This is a genomic window from Amycolatopsis sp. NPDC051102, assembly GCF_040682815.1.
GTDB lineage: Bacteria > Actinomycetota > Actinomycetes > Mycobacteriales > Pseudonocardiaceae > Amycolatopsis.
Window position 1 is genome coordinate 68,021 of the sequence record NZ_JBFBBT010000012.1, and the last position, 18,789, is coordinate 86,809.

General features: G+C 71.3%; 18 protein-coding genes. 9 read left to right on the forward strand and 9 right to left on the reverse strand.

Annotated features, from left to right (window positions below):
- Positions 1 to 82: 82 nt before the first annotated feature.
- Together AB0M93_RS29815 and AB0M93_RS29820 are read left to right on the forward strand one after the other, a co-directional pair.
- On the forward strand, positions 83 to 901 hold the full coding sequence (locus AB0M93_RS29815) for an SDR family NAD(P)-dependent oxidoreductase (RefSeq protein ID WP_364279072.1): 819 nt from the start codon (positions 83 to 85) through the stop codon (positions 899 to 901).
- Positions 902 to 992: 91 nt separating this feature from the next.
- Complete coding sequence (locus tag AB0M93_RS29820) at positions 993 to 1,610, forward strand: hypothetical protein (RefSeq protein WP_364279075.1); 618 nt, start codon at positions 993 to 995, stop codon at positions 1,608 to 1,610.
- A gap of 2 nt (positions 1,611 to 1,612) precedes the next feature.
- On the opposite strand, the gene AB0M93_RS29825 is transcribed toward AB0M93_RS29820, so the two are convergent.
- Both AB0M93_RS29825 and AB0M93_RS29830 read right to left on the reverse strand, forming a co-directional pair.
- Positions 1,613 to 2,272 carry a response regulator gene (locus tag AB0M93_RS29825; RefSeq protein WP_364279077.1) on the reverse strand — a complete coding sequence of 220 codons (660 nt, stop codon included), beginning with the start codon at positions 2,270 to 2,272 and terminating at the stop codon, positions 1,613 to 1,615.
- Positions 2,269 to 3,852 (reverse strand): sensor histidine kinase, encoded by a 1,584-nt coding sequence (locus AB0M93_RS29830; RefSeq protein ID WP_364279550.1) that lies wholly within the window; start codon positions 3,850 to 3,852, stop codon positions 2,269 to 2,271. Before AB0M93_RS29830 ends, AB0M93_RS29825 begins: the two co-directional genes overlap by 4 nt.
- A 195-nt stretch (positions 3,853 to 4,047) precedes the next feature.
- Between AB0M93_RS29830 and AB0M93_RS29835 the strand changes: the two genes are divergently transcribed.
- The 4 genes from AB0M93_RS29835 (at position 4,048) to AB0M93_RS29850 (ending at position 7,737) form a co-directional block, all read left to right on the forward strand.
- Positions 4,048 to 4,854, forward strand: coding sequence for an ABC transporter ATP-binding protein (locus AB0M93_RS29835; protein WP_364279080.1), 807 nt, complete (start codon positions 4,048 to 4,050; stop codon positions 4,852 to 4,854).
- Positions 4,844 to 5,728, forward strand: coding sequence for an ABC transporter permease (locus AB0M93_RS29840; protein ID WP_364279083.1), 885 nt, complete (start codon positions 4,844 to 4,846; stop codon positions 5,726 to 5,728). Before AB0M93_RS29835 ends, AB0M93_RS29840 begins: the two co-directional genes overlap by 11 nt.
- Positions 5,729 to 5,750: 22 nt before the next feature.
- On the forward strand, positions 5,751 to 6,800 hold the full coding sequence (locus AB0M93_RS29845) for an ABC transporter substrate-binding protein (protein ID WP_364279086.1): 1,050 nt from the start codon (positions 5,751 to 5,753) through the stop codon (positions 6,798 to 6,800).
- Between the two features lie 226 nt (positions 6,801 to 7,026).
- Entirely contained in the window at positions 7,027 to 7,737 is a 711-nt protein-coding gene (locus tag AB0M93_RS29850) for a G1 family glutamic endopeptidase (protein ID WP_364279088.1), read from the forward strand.
- Position 7,738: 1 nt separating this feature from the next.
- Here AB0M93_RS29850 and AB0M93_RS29855 read toward each other — a convergent pair whose 3' ends face one another.
- Both AB0M93_RS29855 and AB0M93_RS29860 read right to left on the reverse strand, forming a co-directional pair.
- Positions 7,739 to 8,347 carry a hypothetical protein gene (locus AB0M93_RS29855; protein WP_364279553.1) on the reverse strand — a complete coding sequence of 203 codons (609 nt, stop codon included), beginning with the start codon at positions 8,345 to 8,347 and terminating at the stop codon, positions 7,739 to 7,741.
- Positions 8,348 to 8,414: 67 nt separating this feature from the next.
- Complete coding sequence (locus AB0M93_RS29860; RefSeq protein ID WP_364279091.1) at positions 8,415 to 11,336, reverse strand: AAA family ATPase; 2,922 nt, start codon at positions 11,334 to 11,336, stop codon at positions 8,415 to 8,417.
- A gap of 462 nt (positions 11,337 to 11,798) precedes the next feature.
- On the opposite strand from AB0M93_RS29860, the gene AB0M93_RS29865 reads away from it, so the two are divergent.
- Positions 11,799 to 12,902, forward strand: coding sequence for a S1 family peptidase (locus tag AB0M93_RS29865; RefSeq protein WP_364279094.1), 1,104 nt, complete (start codon positions 11,799 to 11,801; stop codon positions 12,900 to 12,902).
- A gap of 92 nt (positions 12,903 to 12,994) precedes the next feature.
- On the opposite strand, the gene AB0M93_RS29870 is transcribed toward AB0M93_RS29865, so the two are convergent.
- Both AB0M93_RS29870 and AB0M93_RS29875 read right to left on the reverse strand, forming a co-directional pair.
- Positions 12,995 to 13,399 carry an SsgA family sporulation/cell division regulator gene (locus tag AB0M93_RS29870; protein WP_364279097.1) on the reverse strand — a complete coding sequence of 135 codons (405 nt, stop codon included), beginning with the start codon at positions 13,397 to 13,399 and terminating at the stop codon, positions 12,995 to 12,997.
- 179 nt (positions 13,400 to 13,578) lie between these two features.
- Positions 13,579 to 14,052 carry an Lrp/AsnC family transcriptional regulator gene (locus AB0M93_RS29875; RefSeq protein WP_364279100.1) on the reverse strand — a complete coding sequence of 158 codons (474 nt, stop codon included), beginning with the start codon at positions 14,050 to 14,052 and terminating at the stop codon, positions 13,579 to 13,581.
- Positions 14,053 to 14,252: 200 nt separating this feature from the next.
- Here AB0M93_RS29875 and AB0M93_RS29880 point away from each other — a divergent pair, with 200 nt between their 5' ends.
- Entirely contained in the window at positions 14,253 to 15,242 is a 990-nt protein-coding gene (locus AB0M93_RS29880; RefSeq protein ID WP_364279103.1) for a beta-ketoacyl-ACP synthase III, read from the forward strand.
- Here the strand turns inward: AB0M93_RS29880 and AB0M93_RS29885 are convergent.
- On the reverse strand, positions 15,230 to 16,720 hold the full coding sequence (locus AB0M93_RS29885) for an adenylate/guanylate cyclase domain-containing protein (RefSeq protein ID WP_364279106.1): 1,491 nt from the start codon (positions 16,718 to 16,720) through the stop codon (positions 15,230 to 15,232). The genes AB0M93_RS29880 and AB0M93_RS29885 overlap by 13 nt on opposite strands.
- Before the next feature lie 64 nt (positions 16,721 to 16,784).
- Between AB0M93_RS29885 and AB0M93_RS29890 the strand changes: the two genes are divergently transcribed.
- On the forward strand, positions 16,785 to 17,282 hold the full coding sequence (locus AB0M93_RS29890; protein ID WP_364279109.1) for an FBP domain-containing protein: 498 nt from the start codon (positions 16,785 to 16,787) through the stop codon (positions 17,280 to 17,282).
- Here AB0M93_RS29890 and AB0M93_RS29895 read toward each other — a convergent pair.
- On the reverse strand, positions 17,279 to 18,091 hold the full coding sequence (locus tag AB0M93_RS29895; protein ID WP_364279112.1) for a class I SAM-dependent methyltransferase: 813 nt from the start codon (positions 18,089 to 18,091) through the stop codon (positions 17,279 to 17,281). The two genes, AB0M93_RS29890 and AB0M93_RS29895, sit on opposite strands and share 4 nt — an antisense overlap.
- On the reverse strand, positions 18,091 to 18,774 hold the full coding sequence (locus AB0M93_RS29900) for a FadR/GntR family transcriptional regulator (RefSeq protein ID WP_364279114.1): 684 nt from the start codon (positions 18,772 to 18,774) through the stop codon (positions 18,091 to 18,093). Before AB0M93_RS29900 ends, AB0M93_RS29895 begins: the two co-directional genes overlap by 1 nt.
- Positions 18,775 to 18,789: the final 15 nt, after the last annotated feature.

Consider the following 18,789-nt stretch of genomic DNA (forward strand, 5'->3'; position numbering starts at 1 on the left):
GACACAATCAGCACACCCACAGCAAGCTCACAGCCGCTAACATCCCCTACTCGGGAGTAACACCGGACGGGCGGGAGGGCCGATGAAGCGGTTCGCGGACAAGGTCGTGGTGATCACCGGAGCGGGCTCGGGCATCGGCCGCGCGCTGGCCTGTGAGTTCGCCCGGCGAGGCGCCCGGGTCGCGCTCTCCGACGTCGTGACCGCGAACGCGGAAGAGACGGCCGAGCTGGCCGGCGGCAACGCCCGCGCGTACACCTTGGACGTTGCCGACCGCGCCGCCGTGCTCGCGCACGCCGACGAGGTGGCCGACGAGTACGGCCGCGTGAACGTCGTCGTGAACAACGCGGGCGTGGCGCTCGGCGCGACCGTCGAGGAGATGACGTTCGAGGACTACGACTGGCTGATGGGCATCAACCTCGGCGGCGTCGTGAACGGCACGAAAGCGTTCCTGCCGCACCTGATCGCTTCCGGCGAGGGGCACGTCGTCAACATTTCCAGCGTGTTCGGTTTCGTCGGCGTGCCGACGCAGAGCGCGTACAACGCGGCGAAGTTCGCGGTGCGCGGATTCACCGAAGCGCTGCGCGAAGAAATGCTGATCGCGCGGCACCCGGTCGCGGTGAGCTGCGTGCACCCCGGCGGGATCAAGACCAACATCGTGCGCAACTCGCGCAGCGGCGCCGAAGACCAGGAGAAGGCCGCGCAGGGTTTCGAGCGGATCGCCCGCACCACACCGGAGAAGGCGGCGCAGACGATCCTGCGCGGGATCGAGCGGAAGTCGGCGCGGATCCTGATCGGACCGGACGCCTACGTCATCGACGCCATTCCGCGCGTGCTCGGTTCGGCCTACCAGCGTCCGCTGGCGGTGCTCGCACGGCTCGGGCTCAAGCAGATGGACGACTGAGGCTTCACTCAATGGAGTTGCGTTTCGGACAGGACCGTCCGAAATGGTCCAGAATGCGTGAGGTCCGTGAGCCCCGTCCCGGAGGTCCCCGATGCTTCGCACCGCACCGCGCAGTGCGACCCGTTCGTCCAGCGACCGCACCGCGGTCGAACTGCTGGACCGCACGGGCATCGTCGCGGCGAGCCTGCCCCGGCGCCGCCGCACCGACGACGAAACCCTGGCCGCCGAACCGATCTACACCCGGCCGCCGGTGTGCGACCAGGACCTGCGCCCGAAGTCGGTGGTGATCCGGCGGCGGGCCCGCACCTGGCTCGGCGGCGGGGCCGCCGTGCTGCTCGTCGCGGCCGGGTGGCTGGGCGGCGGCCTGTTCACCGGCAGCATGTTCAGCCCGTCGCCGGACGGTGACGCGGCCTCGCTGGACACGCGCCCGGCCGTCGCCGCGGCGCCCGCGCCGGAGCCGCCCGCCCCGCAGGCGCCCGTCGTCGTCACGCCGGCGCCGAAGACGGTGTTCGTGCCGGTGCCCGCGAAGCCCGTGCCGAAGCAGCAGGTGCAGGCGCAGGCGAAACCGCAGCCGAAGAAGCCGGTGCCGGACGACGAGGCCGAGGCCCGGGTCGACCTGCCGACCTCGGCCACGCCGACGCCGACCACGAACCCCATCCAGGCTTGGGTCAGCGCGGCCGAGAGCATGATGCAGCGCTACGGCCGCTGACCTCAGGCGTCGGACCAGCGGTATTCGTGCTCCGGACGGCCGGTGGCGCCGTAGCGCAGCCGCATCTGGACCGTGCCCGATTCGGCCAGTGCGGTGAGGTACCGCTGGGCCGTAGCCCGTGCCATGCCGAGCTCCCCGGCGACCTCCGCGGCCGACAGCGGACGTCCGGCGCGCCGCAGCTGCTCCAACACCAGCCGGGACGTCGCCGTCGACTGGCCCTTCGGCGCGGACGTGCGGTCCTGGTCGTGCAGCACGCGGTACGCGCGGTCGACGTCGTCCTGGGCCAGGGCCCGGTCTTCGGCGATCAGGCCGCGGTAGCGCGCGTACGACGTCAGCCGCTCCGCGAGCTGGCGCGTGGTGAACGGCTTGATCAGGTAGTTGAGGGCGCCCGCCCGGATCGCCGCGGCCACCGACGCGCTGTCGGTCGCCGCGGACAGCACGATCGTGTCGGTCTGCAGCTCCGGGAGCACCGCGAGCCCGGACTCGTCGGGCAGGTAGACGTCGAGCAGGACGAGGTCCGGCGAGAGCTCCCGGACGCGGGCGCGGGCCTCGGCGGCGGTGTGCGCGGTGCCGACCACCGCGAAGCCGGGCACCTCCTCGACGAACCCGGCGTGCACGCCGGCGACGCGGAAGTCGTCGTCGACGATCAGCGTGCGGATCATCCGTCCTCCGTCAGCATTCCGGGCAGTTTGGCGACGAACAGCGCGCCCGCTTCGCCTTCGCCGGGGTCGGCCAGCCAGACGTCGCCGCCACGGGCGCGGGCGGCTTGCCGGGCGAGCGCCAGGCCGAGGCCGTGGCCGGGCGCGATCTTCGTCGAGACGCCTTCGTCGAACAACGTCCGCCGCAGGTCCGCCGGCACGCCGGGGCCACTGTCCACAACGGACACGTGCAGGGTGCCGTCCTCGGCGAGCAGGCCGACCTCGACCGTCGCCGGCCGCCGCGGGCCCATCCGCGCGGCGTGCAGGGCGTTGTCGACGAGGTTGCCGATCACGGTGTTCGCGGCGATCGGGTCGGTCACCGTCGCCGGCACCCAGCTGTCTTCGGCGAGCTTGAGGGTGAGGCCCTTTTCCTGCGCCTGCTCGGTTTTCGCGACGAGCAGCGCCTGCAGGTACGGGTCGGCGACGGCGTCGCCCAGCTCGCTCGGCCGCGCCGACGACGAGTCCGTGAGCGTCTGCAGGTACTCGACAGCTTCGGTGTGGTGGCCGAGCTGAAGCAGCCCGTAGAGCGTGTGGAGGCGGTTGGCGAACTCGTGCCGCTGGGCGCGCAGGCCGTCCGACAGCGCGCGGATGCCGTCGAGCTCGCGGGTGAGCGTGTCGAGGTCGGTGCGGTCGCGGAAGGTGAGCACGGTGCCGATGTCCCGGTCGTCCAGCCGGACCACGCGCGAATTGATCACCAGCACGCGGTTTCCCGCCACCGCGAGGAGGTTGTCGACCGGCCGTCCCTCGGCGACGGCCTTGTGCAGCCGCGGGCTCAGTTCGAGCTCGGACATCGCCGCGCCGAGCGGGAGTTCGGTGCCGAGCAGGCGTTCCGCTTCGGTGTTGCGCACCGAGACGCGCTTGGCCTCGTCGACGGCCAGAACGCCCTCGCCGATCCCGTGCAGCACGGCTTCGCGCTCGTAGAGCAGCTCGGTGAGCTCATGCGGCTCCAGGCCGTGCGTGACGCGCCGCAGCCGCCGGTTCAGCAGCGCCGACGCGCCCGCGCCGAGCAGCAGCGCGCCGCCGGCGAACAGCAGCGTGACCGTCAGCAGGCGGTTGAAGTCGCCGGTCGGGTCGGCCACGTCGAACCCGACGCTGACCTCGCCGACCACGCGGCGGTGGTCCGGCGTCCAGATCGGCGTCTTGCTGCGGACGGACAGCCCGAGCGTGCCGCTCTGCACGGCGCTGACGTCGTCTTCCCCGGCGAGCGCCCGGTCCGCCGGAGTGCTGACCTTCTTCCCGATCTCGCTGGCCGTCGGGTGCGCGAGCCGGATGCCCTTGTCGTCGGTGATCACGACGAACAGCGCGTCGGTTCGGTCGCGCACGGCCAGCGCCCGCTCCTGGAGTGCCCCGCCCGGCACCTTCGCGGCCGCGTTCGCCACCACGACCGGGTCCGCCGCGACGGACTTCGCGATGGCCAGCGCCCGCTCCCCGTACTGGCCGGTGAGGGTGCGGTTCAGCAGCACGCTCACCAGGGCGACGCCGATCCCGACGACGAGGAGGACCACGCCGATCTGCAGCAGCAGCACCTGCCTGCTGAACCGCATGCGCGGGAAGAGCGCCCACTTTGGCATGGCTGGAGACCATACCCCCTGGTCAGCGCCGTGCGCTAAATGAGCAAAACATTCAGAACGCGCAGTGGCGACGCAGAACGTCGACAAGCTTCACCTCGGCGCCACACGTATTTAACGTCCTTCCCCAACGTGACCCCCACCACGTGATGACGAAGGAGTCACCTCCCCATGGTTCCCCCACTGATCGAACTCACCGGAGCCACCAAACGGTTCCCGAGCGGGTCCGGTTCCGTGCACACGGCCGTCCGCGATCTGACCATGACCGTGCAGCCCGGCGAGTTCGTCGCCGTCGTCGGCCCGACGGGGTGCGGCAAGTCGACGACGCTCTCGCTGGTCTCCGGGCTGCAGCCGCCGTCGGCCGGCCGGGTGCGGGTGAACGGCGAGGACGTGAAGTCCATTCCGGACGGTGTCGGCTACATGTTCCAGACCGACGCCGTGATGCCGTGGCGCTCGGTGCTCGACAACGTCGCCTCCGGCCCGCGTTTCCGCGGTGTGCCGAAGGCCGAGGCCCGCGCGCAGGCCGTCGACTGGATCGGCCGCGTCGGGCTCGCCGGGTTCGAGAAGTACTACCCGCACCAGCTTTCCGGTGGCATGCGCAAGCGCGTCGCGCTGGCCCAGACGCTCGTCACCAAGCCGAAGATCCTGCTGATGGACGAGCCGTTCTCGGCCCTGGACGTCCAGACGCGGGCGCTGATGCAGGACGAGCTGCTGCGGCTGTGGTCCGGTTCGGGGGCCGCGGTGATCTTCGTGACGCACGACCTCGACGAGGCCATCGCGCTCTCGGACAAGGTCGTCGTGCTGACGACGTCGCCGGCCACGGTGAAGGACGTCTTCGAGATCCCGCTGGAGCGGCCGCGGAAGGTGGAGGACCTGCGGCTCACCGAGGACTTCCGGAAGCTCTACGCGGACATCTGGGAATCACTGCGCAGCGAGGTCGACAAGGCCCGTGAGAAGGGAGCGACCCGTGTCGCTTGAGACTCCCGCGGCGCCGGCCGCGTCCCTCCCGGTCCTGGAAACCGAGCAGGACATCCTCACCCGGGCGAAGCGGGCGTCGTCGCGGCGCAAGCGCAACACCTGGCTGCTGCGGCTGGCCCTGGTCGTCGTCTGGCTCGGCAGCTGGGAGCTGACCGCGACCTACTGGATCGACCCGTTCTTCTACTCGAAGCCGTCCCGCATCTGGGAGCGGCTGGTCGAGTGGATCACCAGCGGCACCGACTTCGGCTCGCTCTGGTACCAGCTGTGGGTCACGGTCGAAGAGGCGCTGGTCGGCTTCGCGATCGGCGCGGTCGCCGGCGTGATCTTCGGCGTCATTCTCGGCCGCAGCCAGTACCTGGCCGACGTGCTCGCGCCGTTCATCAAGGCCGCCAACGCGGTCCCGCGGATCGTGCTCGCCTCGCTGTTCGTCATCTGGTTCGGCCTGGGGCTGGCGTCGAAGGTCGCCACCGTCGTGGTGCTGGTGTTCTTCGTGGTGTTCTTCAACGCCTTCACCGGCGCCCGCGAGGTGGACCGCAACCTGATCGACAACGCGCGCATCCTCGGTGCGGGCCGGATGCAGGTGATCAAGGCGATCGTGCTGCCGAGCGCGACGTCGTGGATCCTGTCGTCGCTGCACACCGCGTTCGGCTTCGCGCTGATCGGCGCGGTCGTCGGCGAGTACGCCGGGTCCAAGGCCGGCATCGGCTTCCTGATCTCGAACGCGCAGGGCACGTTCGACTCCGCGGGCATCTACGCCGCGATGATCATCATCACCGTCGTCGCCCTCCTGGCCGAGTGGGGCATCGGGAACCTCGAGAACCGGCTGCTGCGGTGGCGGCCCTCGATGTCCACCTCCAGCCAGACCGCCATCTGAGTCATCGGAAAGGACCGAATCGATGAGGATTCGCCGAATCGCCGGCGCGCTCACCGCGCTGACCGTGGTGGCGGCGCTGACCACCGCGTGCCAGGACTCCCGCGTCGCCGCCACGGGCGAAGGGGGCAAGCCGAAGGTCACGATCATGGTCGGTGGCCTGGAAAAGGTCATCTACCTGCCCGCCATGCTCACCCAGCAGCTCGGCAACTTCGCCGCGCAGGGCATCGACGTCGAGCTGCAGAGCGAGCAGTCGGGCGCCAACGCCGAGACCGCGCTCGTGGCCGGGCAGGTGCAGGGTGTGGTCGGGTTCTACGACCACACGATCGACCTGCAGGCCAAGGACCAGTGCATCAAGAGCGTGGTCCAGCTGGCCAACATCCCGGGTGAGGCCGAGGTCGTCGGCACCGCGCACGCCGACGCGATCAAGAGCTCGGCCGACTTCAAGGGCAAGAAGCTGGGCGTGACGTCGCTCGGGTCGTCCACCGACTTCCTCACGAAGGCGCTGGCGGCCAAGGCGGGCGTCGGTGCCGACCAGTACACGCCGGTGAAGGTGGGCGCCGGGCAAACGTTCATCGCGAGCCTGGACAACGGCGGTATCGACGGCGGCATGACGACCGACCCGACGATCGCGCAGCTGACCAACACCGGCAAGGCGAAGGTGCTGTACGACCTGCGGACGGTCGAGGGCACGAAGGCCGCGCTGGGCGGGCTGTACCCGGCGTCGTCGCTGTATATGAGCTGCGACTTCGTCGACCGGAACAAGGACGCCGTGCAGAAGCTGGCCAACGCCTTCGTGGCCACGCTGAAGTGGATCGGGCAGCACAGCCCGGAGGAGATCGCGGCGAAGATGCCGCCGTCCTACAGCGGCGGTGACAAGGCGCTGTACATCAAGTCCATCAAGGACAGCATCGGGATGTTCAACGGCGACGGCAAGATGGACGCCGCCGGCGCGAAGAACGTGCTCGAGGTGCTTTCGAGCTTTTCGAAGAACGTGAAGCCGAAGAAGGACTCGATCGACCTGGCGAAGACGTACACCACCGAGTTCGTCGACGCGGCCGCGAAGCAAGGCTGAAGCTCCGCTCACCTGACCGGGCGGTAGGTGAGCGACATGGACCCGTGAAGGCCTCTTCCCCCGCGGAGGCCTTCACGGGTCTTTTCGTTCACCAGGGTGGAAAACCGGCAAATGGTGAGTATTTCCCGGAATGTGAAGACCCTTCGAAAGTAGCTACCTTCTTTCCGGTGCGGCTCCAACACTTGGGACACGGTTTTCCCGGTCCCCCTCGGTGAACGGAGTCCCCATGTCCAGGTTCCTCGCGTCGCGCACTGCCCGCGTGCTCACGGCGGCCGCTGCCGCCGCGGCCGGCCTCGCCGTCTCGGGCACCGCCCACGCCGCGGTCGAGTACGGCTCCCACTTCCACGGCCACCAGTTCGCGGGCGGCAACTGGGGCGGCTACGTCAGCTTCGGCAGCTTCACCACGGCCACGGCGAGCTGGACCGAGCCGTCGGTGACGTGCAACTCGACCAACGACCTGTTCGCACCCTGGGTCGGCATCGACGGCGACGGATCGTCCACTGTGGAGCAGACGGGCGTCGAGACGGACTGCTCGAGCGGGCGCCCGGTGTACTCGGCCTGGTACGAGATGTACCCGGCGGCCCCGGTGTACTACAGCGTGTCGGTCAGCGCGGGCGACCACATCACGGCCACGGTGACGCGCACGGCGACCAACACCTACCGCCTGGACCTGTCCGACACGACCAAGGGCTGGTCGAAGAGCACGACGAAGTCCCTGACGTCGAGGCACGCCTCGGCGGAGGCGATCATCGAGTCCCCGACGGACTCGTACCCGAGCATTTCGGGCGGCGTCAAGTTCACCGGCGTCAAGTTCAACGGAACGAACCTGGCCTCGACGAGCCCGTCGGGCCTGGACGCGGACGACCGCGGCACCTACACGTGGATCCCGGGCGCCATCGGCTCGGACGGCCAGAGCTTCACCATCTCGCGCCACTGAGCTACTTCAGGTTGTTGATCGCCCAGGCGACCACCATCACCGCCAGCACCAGCGACACGACCGCCTGCAGCATCATCGTCATCTTCGCCCAGATCCGCAGGGGCATGACGTCGGTGGGGCTGAAGGCGGCCGCGTTGGTGAACGAGAAGTACAGGTAGTCCAGATAGGACGGCTCCCAGTCCTGGTGGGCCAGGTCCGGGTCGGCCATCTGCGGGAACTGCAGGTCCGGGAACTCCGCCCGGCCCGCAGCTCGCCGGCCCGGGCCGCCGCGGTCGAACTCCCAGTACCACAGGGAAAACGCGACGATGTTCGTCCAGTACACGACTCCGCCGGTCACCAGCACGGCTCCCGCGCGGTCGCCGATGGTGCCCGTGGCGATGTCGTAGACCAGGGACACCGCGGAGAACGCGTTCACCGCCGTCACCGTCGCGACGAGCAGCAGCGAGATGGCGCGTTCGGCCGCGCTGAACTGCGTCATCCGGCCCGGGTTGGCCAGCAGCAGCGCGACGACGAGCAACCCGGAGACCCCGGGCAGCAGCCACCACGGGCGCAGCGCCATGTCTTCGGGCAGGACGACCTGCAGCACGAGCGTGGCGACGACGACGCCCATCGCCGGCCAGCGCGTCTCGCCGGAAGTCCGCCGGCGCCAGGCGGGGAGGGCCTCTTCGGTCACCGGCTCACGTTAGGGCGCCGCCGCCCGGTGCGCCAACGCTGACCGCGCCGGGCAGTTTGCGGGCCACGTCCGTCCGCGATCGGGCGCCGAGCTTCCGCAGCACCTTCGCCACGTGCTGCTCGACCGTCCGCGGCGACAGGAACAGCCCGTCCGCTATCTCCCGGTTCGTCCGGCCTTCCGCGAGCATCCGCGCCACTTCGCGCTCCCGCGGCGACAGCTCGCTCCCGTACCCCCGCCGTCCGCGTTGCGACGGTGCCCAGGCGCCGTGCTCGCGCAGCTGGTGGCGGCAGCGGCCGGCGTCGCGGGTCGCGCCGAGCTGTTCGTACGCCTCGGCCGCCGCGGTCAGCTCGTCGACGGCGGTCCGGTTGCCCGCGGCGAGGCGGCACATCGACGCGCGTTCGCGCATGGCCGTCGCGGGGTAGGGCATCGGCAGGGCCGCGTAGCCGGACGCGGCTTCGTCGAACAACGTCGCCGCGGCCAGGTGCTTCGCGCGCGCTTCCAGCAGGACGGCCCGGCCGGCCACCAGCGCGGCCGTGGCCACCGGTGCGTCGCGGCCCTCGATGCCGCGCGCGAACGCCTCGACCACGTTGTCGGCCTCCGGCCAGCGTTCGGCGCGCGCGTACGCCTGCGCCGCCGCCGGGACCAGCGCCGCCGCCCAGATCCAGACGCCCTTGCGGCCGGCCGCGGCCACCGCCGTGTCGGCCGCCGCGCAGGCGCCGTCGACGTCGTCGGTCGCGAGCAGCACGGAGATCAGCACCCCGGCGGCCGACAGCACCACCGGGATCGGGCCGCGGTCCGGGGCGTGCACGCTCGCCGCGGCCAGGTGCCGCTGCGCGGCGGCGAACTCGCCGCGCACGGCCGCGAGCCCGCCGAGCACCAGCGAGGACTCCATGACGATCGGGCCGAGCTCCGGGTAGCTGTCCCGCAGCTGCTCGGCGGCCTCGGCCAAGCCGGTCCAGCGGCCGCGCACCCAGTCCAGCCGGACGCGGGTGCCCTCGATCAGGCCGATCGCGTACAGCGCGCCGGCGTCGGTCGCGCGGCGCACGCCCTCGGTCACCAGCCGCTCCGCGCGGTCCAGGTGCCCCGCCCACGACTGGCCGTCGGCCAGGTTGCACCACAGCCGGGCCAGCTGGACGCGCTCGGCGACCGTGCCGACGGTGTCCGACAGCGCTTCGAACTCCGTCCACGCCGAGCCGTCGCCGACGTGCGACGCGGCGGCGATGCGGTCGGCGGTCAGCGCGAGCCGCAGCTCCGGGTCGTCGAGCCGCTCGTACACCTCGCCCGCGCGGGCGCGCCAGGATTCGTGCCACGTCAACGGCGTCAGCCCGTCGATCGGCTGAGCGAGCAGCGTGATCCCGCGCGCGGCGAGGTCCGGCCGGTCGGTCAGCTCGCCGACCGCGCGCTCGACCTCGAGGCGGCCACGGCCGAGCCCGCCGATGGTCCGGACCAGCAGCATGCCGAGGCTCAGCCGGATCGACCCGCGGACCGACGGCGGCAGCGTCACCTCTTCGAGCACGCGTTCCAGCGTGCCGAGCACGTCGGGGCGGAACCCCCGCAGCGCGACCTGGCTCAGCTTGCCCGCCACCCGCCCGATGTCGGCCTGCGCCGGCCCGGGTTCGGCGAGCACCGACTGCAGGAGGTCGATCGCGCGCGACGTCTCGCCGCGGGTGATCGCCTCGTCGGCGGCGGCTTCGGCGTAGTGCCGCCACTGGTCGACGCGGCCGGCCGCGCGGGAGTGCCGCGCCAGCAGGGTGAGCGGCGGGGACGGCTGCGCGGCGAGCACGCGGATCGCCTGGGCGTGCAGCAACGCGCGTTCGGGGCCGCTCACGGTGTCGTAGACCGCCTTGCGCGCCAACGGGTGCCGGAAGCCGTAGCGGCCGTCGCCGACTTCGCCGAGCACCCCGCCGGAGAGGGCGGCGAGCAGCGCGCAGCGGAGGGCGTCGTCGGTGAGCCCGGCCAGTTCGCCGAGCACGGCGGCTTCGGCACCGACGCCGAGCACCGCGGCCGCGCCGGCCAGCCGGACGGCGTGCTCGGGCAGCGCGGAAAGCCGTTCGGTGACGGCTTCCCGCAGCAGCACCGGGACTTCGAGGTTCTCCAGCAACCGGTCGGAGAGCACCTCGCCGACCGGCAGCCGCTCGGCCGCTTCCTTCAGCGCCCGCAGCGTTTCCTCGGCCACGAACGGGATCCCGGCGGTGCACTCGTGCAGCTTCGCCGCGAATTCGCCGGTGACGCGGGGCAGCTCGAGGATGTCGGCGGCCAGTTCGCGCACGGCCGCGACGTCGAGCGCGCCGAGCGCGACGCGGGCGGAGTGCACGGCCGGATCGGTGCGGAACGGGACACCTCGTGCCACCGTCCCGTCGGCCGCCGACCGGTAGGTGGCGACCACCGCCAGCTCCGGCGGCATCGCGCCGGCGAGGAACCGCATGAGGTCCCGGGTGTCTTCGTCGGCCCACTGGAGGTCGTCGATCAGCACGAGCGTGGGCCCGCACGCGGCCAGCAGCTCCCGCACCGCGCGGAACACGCGGTGCCGCTCGGCGACCGGGTCGGCGAGGGGGTCCGGCCGCGGGGGAAGCGCTTCCGCGAGCTCCGGCAGCAACGGCCGCAGCACGCCGGCGACCGGGCTGAGCGGCCCGAGCGGGGACTCGCCCACCGCGCGAAGCGCTTCCAGGACGGGTCCGTAGGGGAAGGGTTCCCGCAGCGGCTGGCAGGCGCCGGTGAGGACGCGGCCGCCGTCGAACTCCTTGCGCCGGCCGATCTCCGCGAGCAGCCGGGTGCGGCCCATGCCCGGCTCACCCTCGATCAGGACGGTGGCCGGGCGCCTCTTGAGCACGGCGACGATGGCGTCGAGCTCGGTGTCGCGGCCGGTCAGCCGGGCGGGTCCGGACCGGACGGACACCGAAGTGGGGCGGGGGGCGGTCAGCCACATATGACCTCCTCGACGCACACCTGTTGCCCCAGGGGGCAGAGACCGTGCGCGGAGCCTAAGCAGCGCCGATCCGTCCGTAAACCTTTCACCGAATACGTGGTCGCTGCTGTCGTCACACGTCCGCCTACCGACCGTCACCGGTTTGCTGCGGGAACGTGCGGAAACGGGTCACCGTGCGTGCGAAACCTCGGGCGATCGCACGTTCGAACGTCGCTTAACGCGTTCGTGTACCGGAGATGACTACTGAAAGTAGTTCACGGAAACCCTACTTACGGACCTGTCCGACCGGGTGACGCGCGGCCGTTGAGCCCGGCTGGAGCAGGGGATTCGTCCTCGGTGAATGCGTATACCCATTCGCCGGGTGCCCGGATTGCACCGTAACGCGCACTGCGGGGACCCTCACCCGGGGGAGTACCACTGCGTGGCCGATGCGGAGCCGCGCGTAACCACCTAGGGAGAAGCATGAGGATCGCGAGACTTCTCGGTGCCGCTGCCACCGCGGTGATGGCGGCGGGCGCGCTCACCGCGACCGCCGTTCCCGCGTCGGGCCAGGACCTGCTGAACCCGGACATCGTGCCCGCCATGCAGCGGGACCTCGGCCTGACCCACGACCAGGCGCTTACGCGGCTGAAGAACGAGGACGTCGCCAACCGGGTGACCGAATCGCTCACCTCGGCGCTGGGCGACGCGTTCGGCGGTGCCACCTACAACGCCGCGACGGGCAAGGCGCACGTCACGACGACGAACGCGGCGCTGGTCGCGAAGATCCGCGAAGCCGGCGCGGAAGCGGAAGTCGTGAAGTTCAGCGCCCGCCAGCTCGACTCGACCGTGGCCGCCCTGAACGCCGCCGACAAGGCGGCCCCGGCCGCGATCACCGGCTGGGGTGTCGACGCCACCACCAACCGCGTCACCCTGGATGTGCTGCAGGGCCAGCGCGGCGCCGCGGAGGCGTTCCTGGCGAAGTCCACTGTGGACAAGTCCGCGGTGACGATTCGCGAAACGGCGGCGAAGCCGACGACCTACGCCAACATCCGCGGCGGCGACGCCTACTACATCGGCGGCTCGGCGCGCTGCTCGGTCGGGTTCTCCACGACCACCGGTTTCCTCAGCGCCGGCCACTGCGGCGCGCTCACCGGCGGCGGCGCGCTGACCGGGTCGAACGGCGCGGCGCTCGGCAGCTGGATCACCTACCGCTTCCCGGGCAGCGACTACTCGGCGGTCCGCACCAACAGCAACTGGACCCCGGTCGCGCAGATGAACAACGGCACCGCGGTGCGCGGCTCGTCGAACGCGGCGACCGGCTCGTCGGTCTGCAAGGCCGGCTCGACCACCGGCTGGACCTGCGGCACCATCGGCGCGAAGAACCAGAGCGTCCGCTACTCCGAGGGCACGGTCAACGGCATGACCGCGACCAACGTCCACTCGGCGGCCGGTGACTCGGGCGGCGGCTTCATCGCCGGCAACTACGCCCAGGGCCTGCTGTCCGGCGGCAACTCGTCCGTGACGTACTTCTTCCCGATCGCCCCGGCGCTGTCCGGCACCGGCACCACCCTCAAGACCAGCTGATCCCCGGCAGGCGAAAGGGCGGGTTTCGGGCGCCTCCAGCGCGCCCGAAACCCGCCCTTCGTCCTCGCCGCGGGAATGGGAGGTCTCAGGGGTCAGACGTTGCTGATCTCCTCGATCAGCCCGTCGACGTCGAAGTGCGCGCTCTCCTCGCCGAGCGGCACGAGTTCGCAGGACGCGTCGAGGAACGTCCGGACGTCCTCGACTTCGAGCTCGAACGACGCATAGCCGTCCGGTGACTCGATTTCCAGGGTGAGAAAGTCCTCGTCGTCGGAGAGGTCCGGGCGGATCCGGACGTCCCCGAGCCCGGCCGGCTCGTCCAGCCCGGCCACGAGGAGGTCACGCGCGAAGGTCCACTCGATCCACCGGCCGCGCTCGGTCCGGAAGGCCACGGTCACCGCGAACGGCTCGTGCGCCTGGTAGGACAGGCGCGACAGGACGGGCGTGGTGCTCTCGTTCAGCAGCACGAACTGGCTCTGGTGTACGGCGTCGGTGTGCACGGCCCCTCCTGGAGTCTCGCGGTGGTTCGCGCGGCGCGAACTGTTCGGCAAGGAGATGACCAGGGGGAACGGTCATGACGAAGAAACTCTCACGTTCACTTGATCGGTTGCATCCGTCCATTGTGGTGTAACACCTGGCACATACCCCTTGCGCTCAGGCGGGCACAGGTGGTGACGGATCACGGTTCGAGCGGCAGGGTGAGCCCCACCTTCACGCGGTCCATCGCCACGCTCGTCGTGAAGTGCCGGACGTTCGGGTTGTCGAAGAACATCCGGCGGGTGAACGCCTCGAAGGCCGCCATGTCCGGGCACGTCACGATCAGCACGAAGTCCGCCGTGCCGGTGACGTAGTAACACTGCTGCACGCAGTCGTCGGCCAGCACCTGCCGGCGGAAGGCGTCGAGGACCGCCAGGTTCTCCCGCTCCATCTCGACCATCACCACGAACGTCATGCTCAGCCCGAGCGCCGCCGGCGACAGCACCGCCACCTCGCGTTCGATCACGCCCGCCTCGCGCAGCCGCTTGATCCGCCGTTGCACGGCGGCGGCCGAGAGCCCGACCTTCGCGCCGATCGTCTCGGCGATGGTGCGGGCGTCGGCCTGGAGGCAGGCGAGGATGGCGATGTCGAGCTGGTCGAGGTCGGGTGTCGGCACCTCAGCAGGCTAACCGGCACCCCCGACAATCCGCCCGCCGTCACTCCTCCGTGACGTCGCTCACTACTCCCTCCGCGAGGAAGATGAAACAACTTCTTACGTGACGTCGAACACAACTGGCCGGTCTACCAGGGGGTAGCCCATAGAAGTGGAAGACCAGCCGGTCGCCAGCCAACCCACCGGCGTGGGGAGGCTCTCCCGTGCCCGCACCTGCCGCCGTGTTGACCGGTCTCGGTTCGTGGTTGCCGACGAAAGTCCTGGACAACCACGAAATCGCCGCCCGGCTCGACACCACGGACGAGTGGATCCGGACCCGCACCGGGATCCGCGAGCGCCGCGTCGCCGGGCCCGGGGAGTCCACTGTGGATCTTGCGGTGCAGGCGGGCCGCGAAGCGCTCGGAGGCACCTCCGCCGACGCCGTCGTGCTCGCCACCGCCACGCCGGACCAGCCCTGCCCGGCCAGCGCGCCGCAGGTCGCCGCGCGGCTCGGGCTCGGCACCGCCGCGGCGTTCGACGTCAACGCCGTGTGCAGCGGCTTCGTCTACGCACTGGCCACGGCCGCCGGGTTCATCGCCGGCGGGCTGGCCGAGCGCGTCCTCGTCGTCGGCGCCGACACGTTCACCACGCTCGTCGACCCCGCCGACCGCACCACCGTCCCGATCTTCGGCGACGGTGCCGGCGCGGTGCTCCTGCGGGCGGGCGACGCCGACGAGCCGGGCGCGTTCGGACCGTTCGACCTGCACAGCGAGGGCGAGCACGCCGAGCTGCTGTGGGTCGAGGCCGGCGGCGCCCGGAAGCGGCTTTCCGACACCCCGGCCGACCGGTTCCTCGCGATGCAGGGCACGGCGGTGTTCCGGCACGCCTGCGCGCGGATGGCCGAGTCGTCGCGCACCGTCCTGGAGCGAGCGGGTTGGATGGTCGGCGACGTCGACCGCTTCGTCGGGCACCAGGCGAACATCCGGATCCTGCAGGCGACGGCGAAACAGCTGGGAATGCCGGCCGACGCCGTGGTCGCCAACATCGACCGGGTCGGCAACACCAGCGCCGCGTCCATCCCGCTGGCCCTGGCCGACGCGCGCGCCGACGGCACCCTCGCGCCCGGCCACCGCGTCCTGCTCAGCGCGTTCGGTGCGGGCCTGACCTGGGGTTCGACGGTGCTGCGCTGGCCGGATCTGGGTCAGCCGTCCTGACGCGCGGTCCAGGTGGGCGTCGCCTCCTGGCGGCCGCGCAGCTCCAGTTCGCCGTGCTTCTCCCAGTGCGCAGCCTCGCTCGGCAGGGCCGCGGAGACGACGGCGTCGCTGGCCAGCAGCCGTGACGGGGCGGCCTTGGCGAGCTCGGTGAGCCGCGCGGCCTCATTGACCGCGTCGCCGATCACGGTGTACTCGAGCCGGCTGCTGCTGCCGAGCTGCCCGGCGAACACCGGGCCGCTCGAGACGCCGATGCCGAGGTCCAGCTCGCCGGCCTCGCGCACGGCGTCCCGGATCGCGCGCGCCGCGGCCAGCGCGGCCGTCGGGGCGTCCGCGAGCCGCGTCGGCGCGCCGAAGATGCACAGCGCGGCGTCGCCCTGGAACTTGTTGACCAGGCCGCCACGCGCGTTGACCGCGGAGACGACCGCGGCGAACAGCCGGTTCAGCTTCCCGACCAGCTCCTCCGGCGGGGTGCGGTAGGCCAGCGCGGTCGAGTCGACGACGTCGACGAACAACGCCGTGACCTCGCGGACGTCGCCCGAGAGCGACGCGCCGTACTCGAGGGCGTGCCGGGCGACGTCGGCGCCGACGTGCCTGCCGAACAGGTCCCGCATCCGCGCCTGCTCGCGCAGGCCGGCGGCGAGCTGGTTCACCGACGTCTGGAGCAGGCCGATCTCGCTGGAGTCGTCGACGTCCACGGTGACGTCGTTGTTGCCGCGGGCGATCTCGTCGAGCGCCACGCGCAGCCGGTGCAGCGGCGCCGCGACCGCCCTGGCCAGCAGCGCGGTGCCGATCGCGCCGACCGCCAGGCCGATCACCGACAGCATGACCAGGCTCGCGGTGTGGTCGCCCGAGCCCAGGTCCGGCGGCGTGGCGACGAGCAGCACGCCCACGAGCGGGACGCCGCTGGCCAGCGCCCAGGTGACGATCAGCCGGGTCAGCACGGTGACCGGCAGCGACCCGCGCGGCGGCAGGACCGCCAGCGCGATCGTCATCACCGGCCGCGCCACCCACTCGGCGGCGAGGTAAGTGAGCCCGACGGTGGTGAGCCCGCCGAGCCCGATCACCGTCGCCATGCCGGCGGCGTCGCCTGCCGAGCCGAGCACCCCGGCGAGCACGGACAGGACGACGGTCCCGATGAGCCAGAGCGTGCCGCTGACCAGCGCCATGTCGACGGGCAGCCGCAGCGCGCGCCGCGCCTCGCTCACCGACGGCGGCCGGCCGAGCACGAACCAGATGGCGGTGCGGCGCTGCAGCCACGCCGTCCACAGCGTCCCGGCGAGCAGCGAGCCGGCGACGATCCCGGCGGCGGTCAGGCCCAGCACCCAGCCGCGGTCGCCGACGTCGTTGGGGAGGCCCTGCAGCACCAGCAGGAGGGCGACCACGCCGGAGCCGGCGACGCTGGAGCCGATGCCCAGCCCGGCGAAGCCCAGGCTGGTACGCAACACCACCCGGAAGTTCTTCACGGCGATCTTGCGCACGGCGTTGATCGTACGGCCGAAAATCCGTGGCCACCGCCGCCGGCCGGTGGCTACCGTGCGGATCATGGATCCACTCGGCCAGGACGAAATCCGGGCCTCGTTCGTCAACTGCACCCGCGGCGAAGCCAAGGGCGTGACACTGCCCGCCCCGCCGTCGGAAATCCCGTGGGACCAGCGCGAATTCCTCGGCTGGCGCGACCCGAAGGCACCGGCGCGCGCCTACCTCGTGCTGCCCTACGGCGGCGAGGTGATCGGGCTCGCCCTGCGCGCGGCCGCGCCCCCGAAGTCCCGCCTGCGCAGCAACATCTGCGGCTTCTGCACGACGACCCACGGCCTCGCCGACATCACGCTGTTCTCGGCCAAGCGCGCCGGCAAGTCCGGCCGCGAGGGCAACACGCTGGGCATCTACGCCTGCGGCAACCTGGCCTGCTGCCAGTACGTCCGCGGCGAGCTGAAGTCCGACGTCCCCCAGCCGTTCGAGACGCTGACGGTCGAGGAACGCGCCGCGCGGATGGCGGAGAAGCTGCACAAGTTCGTGGCGCGGGTGCTGGAGTCGCGTTAGAAGCGGTACCGGACGATGTGCGCGGTCCGGGCCAGGACCGGGAAGACCTTCAGCAGCCGCATCTGGAACCGGGTGATCGGGCCCATCTTGGCCAGCACGTCCGGGCTCGCCCAGTGCCCGGCGTCCAACGAGGACTCACACGTGAGGCCGCAGGGTTCGAGCTCGCGCGGGTCGTCGACACCCCAGTACAGCGTGGCCCCCGCCTTGCGCACCGGCCCGTTGAGCTTCTGGCTCTTGATGGCCGTCCGGCTGAAGAGGTCGCAGATCAGTTCGCCGGACGGGAACTTCGCGACCAGCCGGCGGAAGAGCTCGATGCCGGCTTCGGGCTTCAGGTACATCGTCAGGCCTTCGGCGACGATCAGCGCCGGCCGGCCGGACGGCACCTGGTCGAGCCACCCGAAGTCGGTCACCGACGAGCCGATGTGCGTCTGGTTCGGCGCCTTGCCGTAGAGCTTCTCGCGCAGTTCGACGACTTCGGGGTAGTCGACGTCGTACCAGTGGACGGTCTCCGGCGGCGTGAGGCGCTGGAAGCGCGTGTCCAGGCCGCAGCCGAGGTGCAGCACGATGGCGTCCGGGTGGTCGCGCAGGTAATCGGCGGCCCAGTCGTCGATCGGCTTCGCCCGCAGGACGACCGAAATCGCGCGGTCGGGGGAGATGCCGACCTTGGTGAAGTCGTAGTCGATCCGGCGGACGGCGTCGTCGGCCGCCTTGTCGCCGAGGATCGGGTGGGCGCTGCGGTAGTCGAGCGCGCGGCCGTAGAGCGTGGCCAGGTTGGTGGCCTTCTCTTCGGTGAAGTGGACCTTTTCCATCAGCGCTCCTCCGCGGCGAAGTCGTGCGCGTACGTCTTGGCGTCGACGAGGTGCTTGAGCGTCAGCTCGCGCGCGGCCGCCGGATCGGAGCGGCGGATGGCGTCGAGGATGGCGCGGTGGTCGGCGACGGCCTTGCGGATCTGCCCGGGCAGCCGCAGCGCCGCCCGCCGCTCCTCGCCGACCAGGGCGAGCACCGACCGAAGCAGCCCGGCGACGTCGTCGTTGCCGGCGTTCTGCGCGATCACCCGGTGGAACTCGGCGTCGGCGGCGATGACGTGCAGCATGTCCCCGGCTTCGGCGGCCTGCGCCATCTCGGCGACGTTGTCCTCGAGCCGGCTGACGGTTTTGGCTCCTGCGTGCCGGGCCAGCCGTTCGGCGAGGGTCGGCTCGACGGTGGCCCGGAGGTCGAACAGCTTCTCGACGAGCTGGTCGTGCTCGGTGAACCAGGTCCGCAAGGGCTGTTCCTGCTGCTCGCGGACGTAGGTGCCGGAGCCGGCCCGGATCTGGACGTACCCGATGGAGTCGAGCACCCGCAGCGCCTGCCGCAGCGATCCGCGGCTGATGCCGAGCTCCTCGCACAGGACGCGCTCGGCGGGCAGCCGCGAGCCCGGCGGCAGGTCGCCGGAGTCGATCCGCGCCCGCAGCCGGTCGACGGTCGCGCTCCAGACCTGCTCGGTGTCCACGGGCTCATCCTGTCA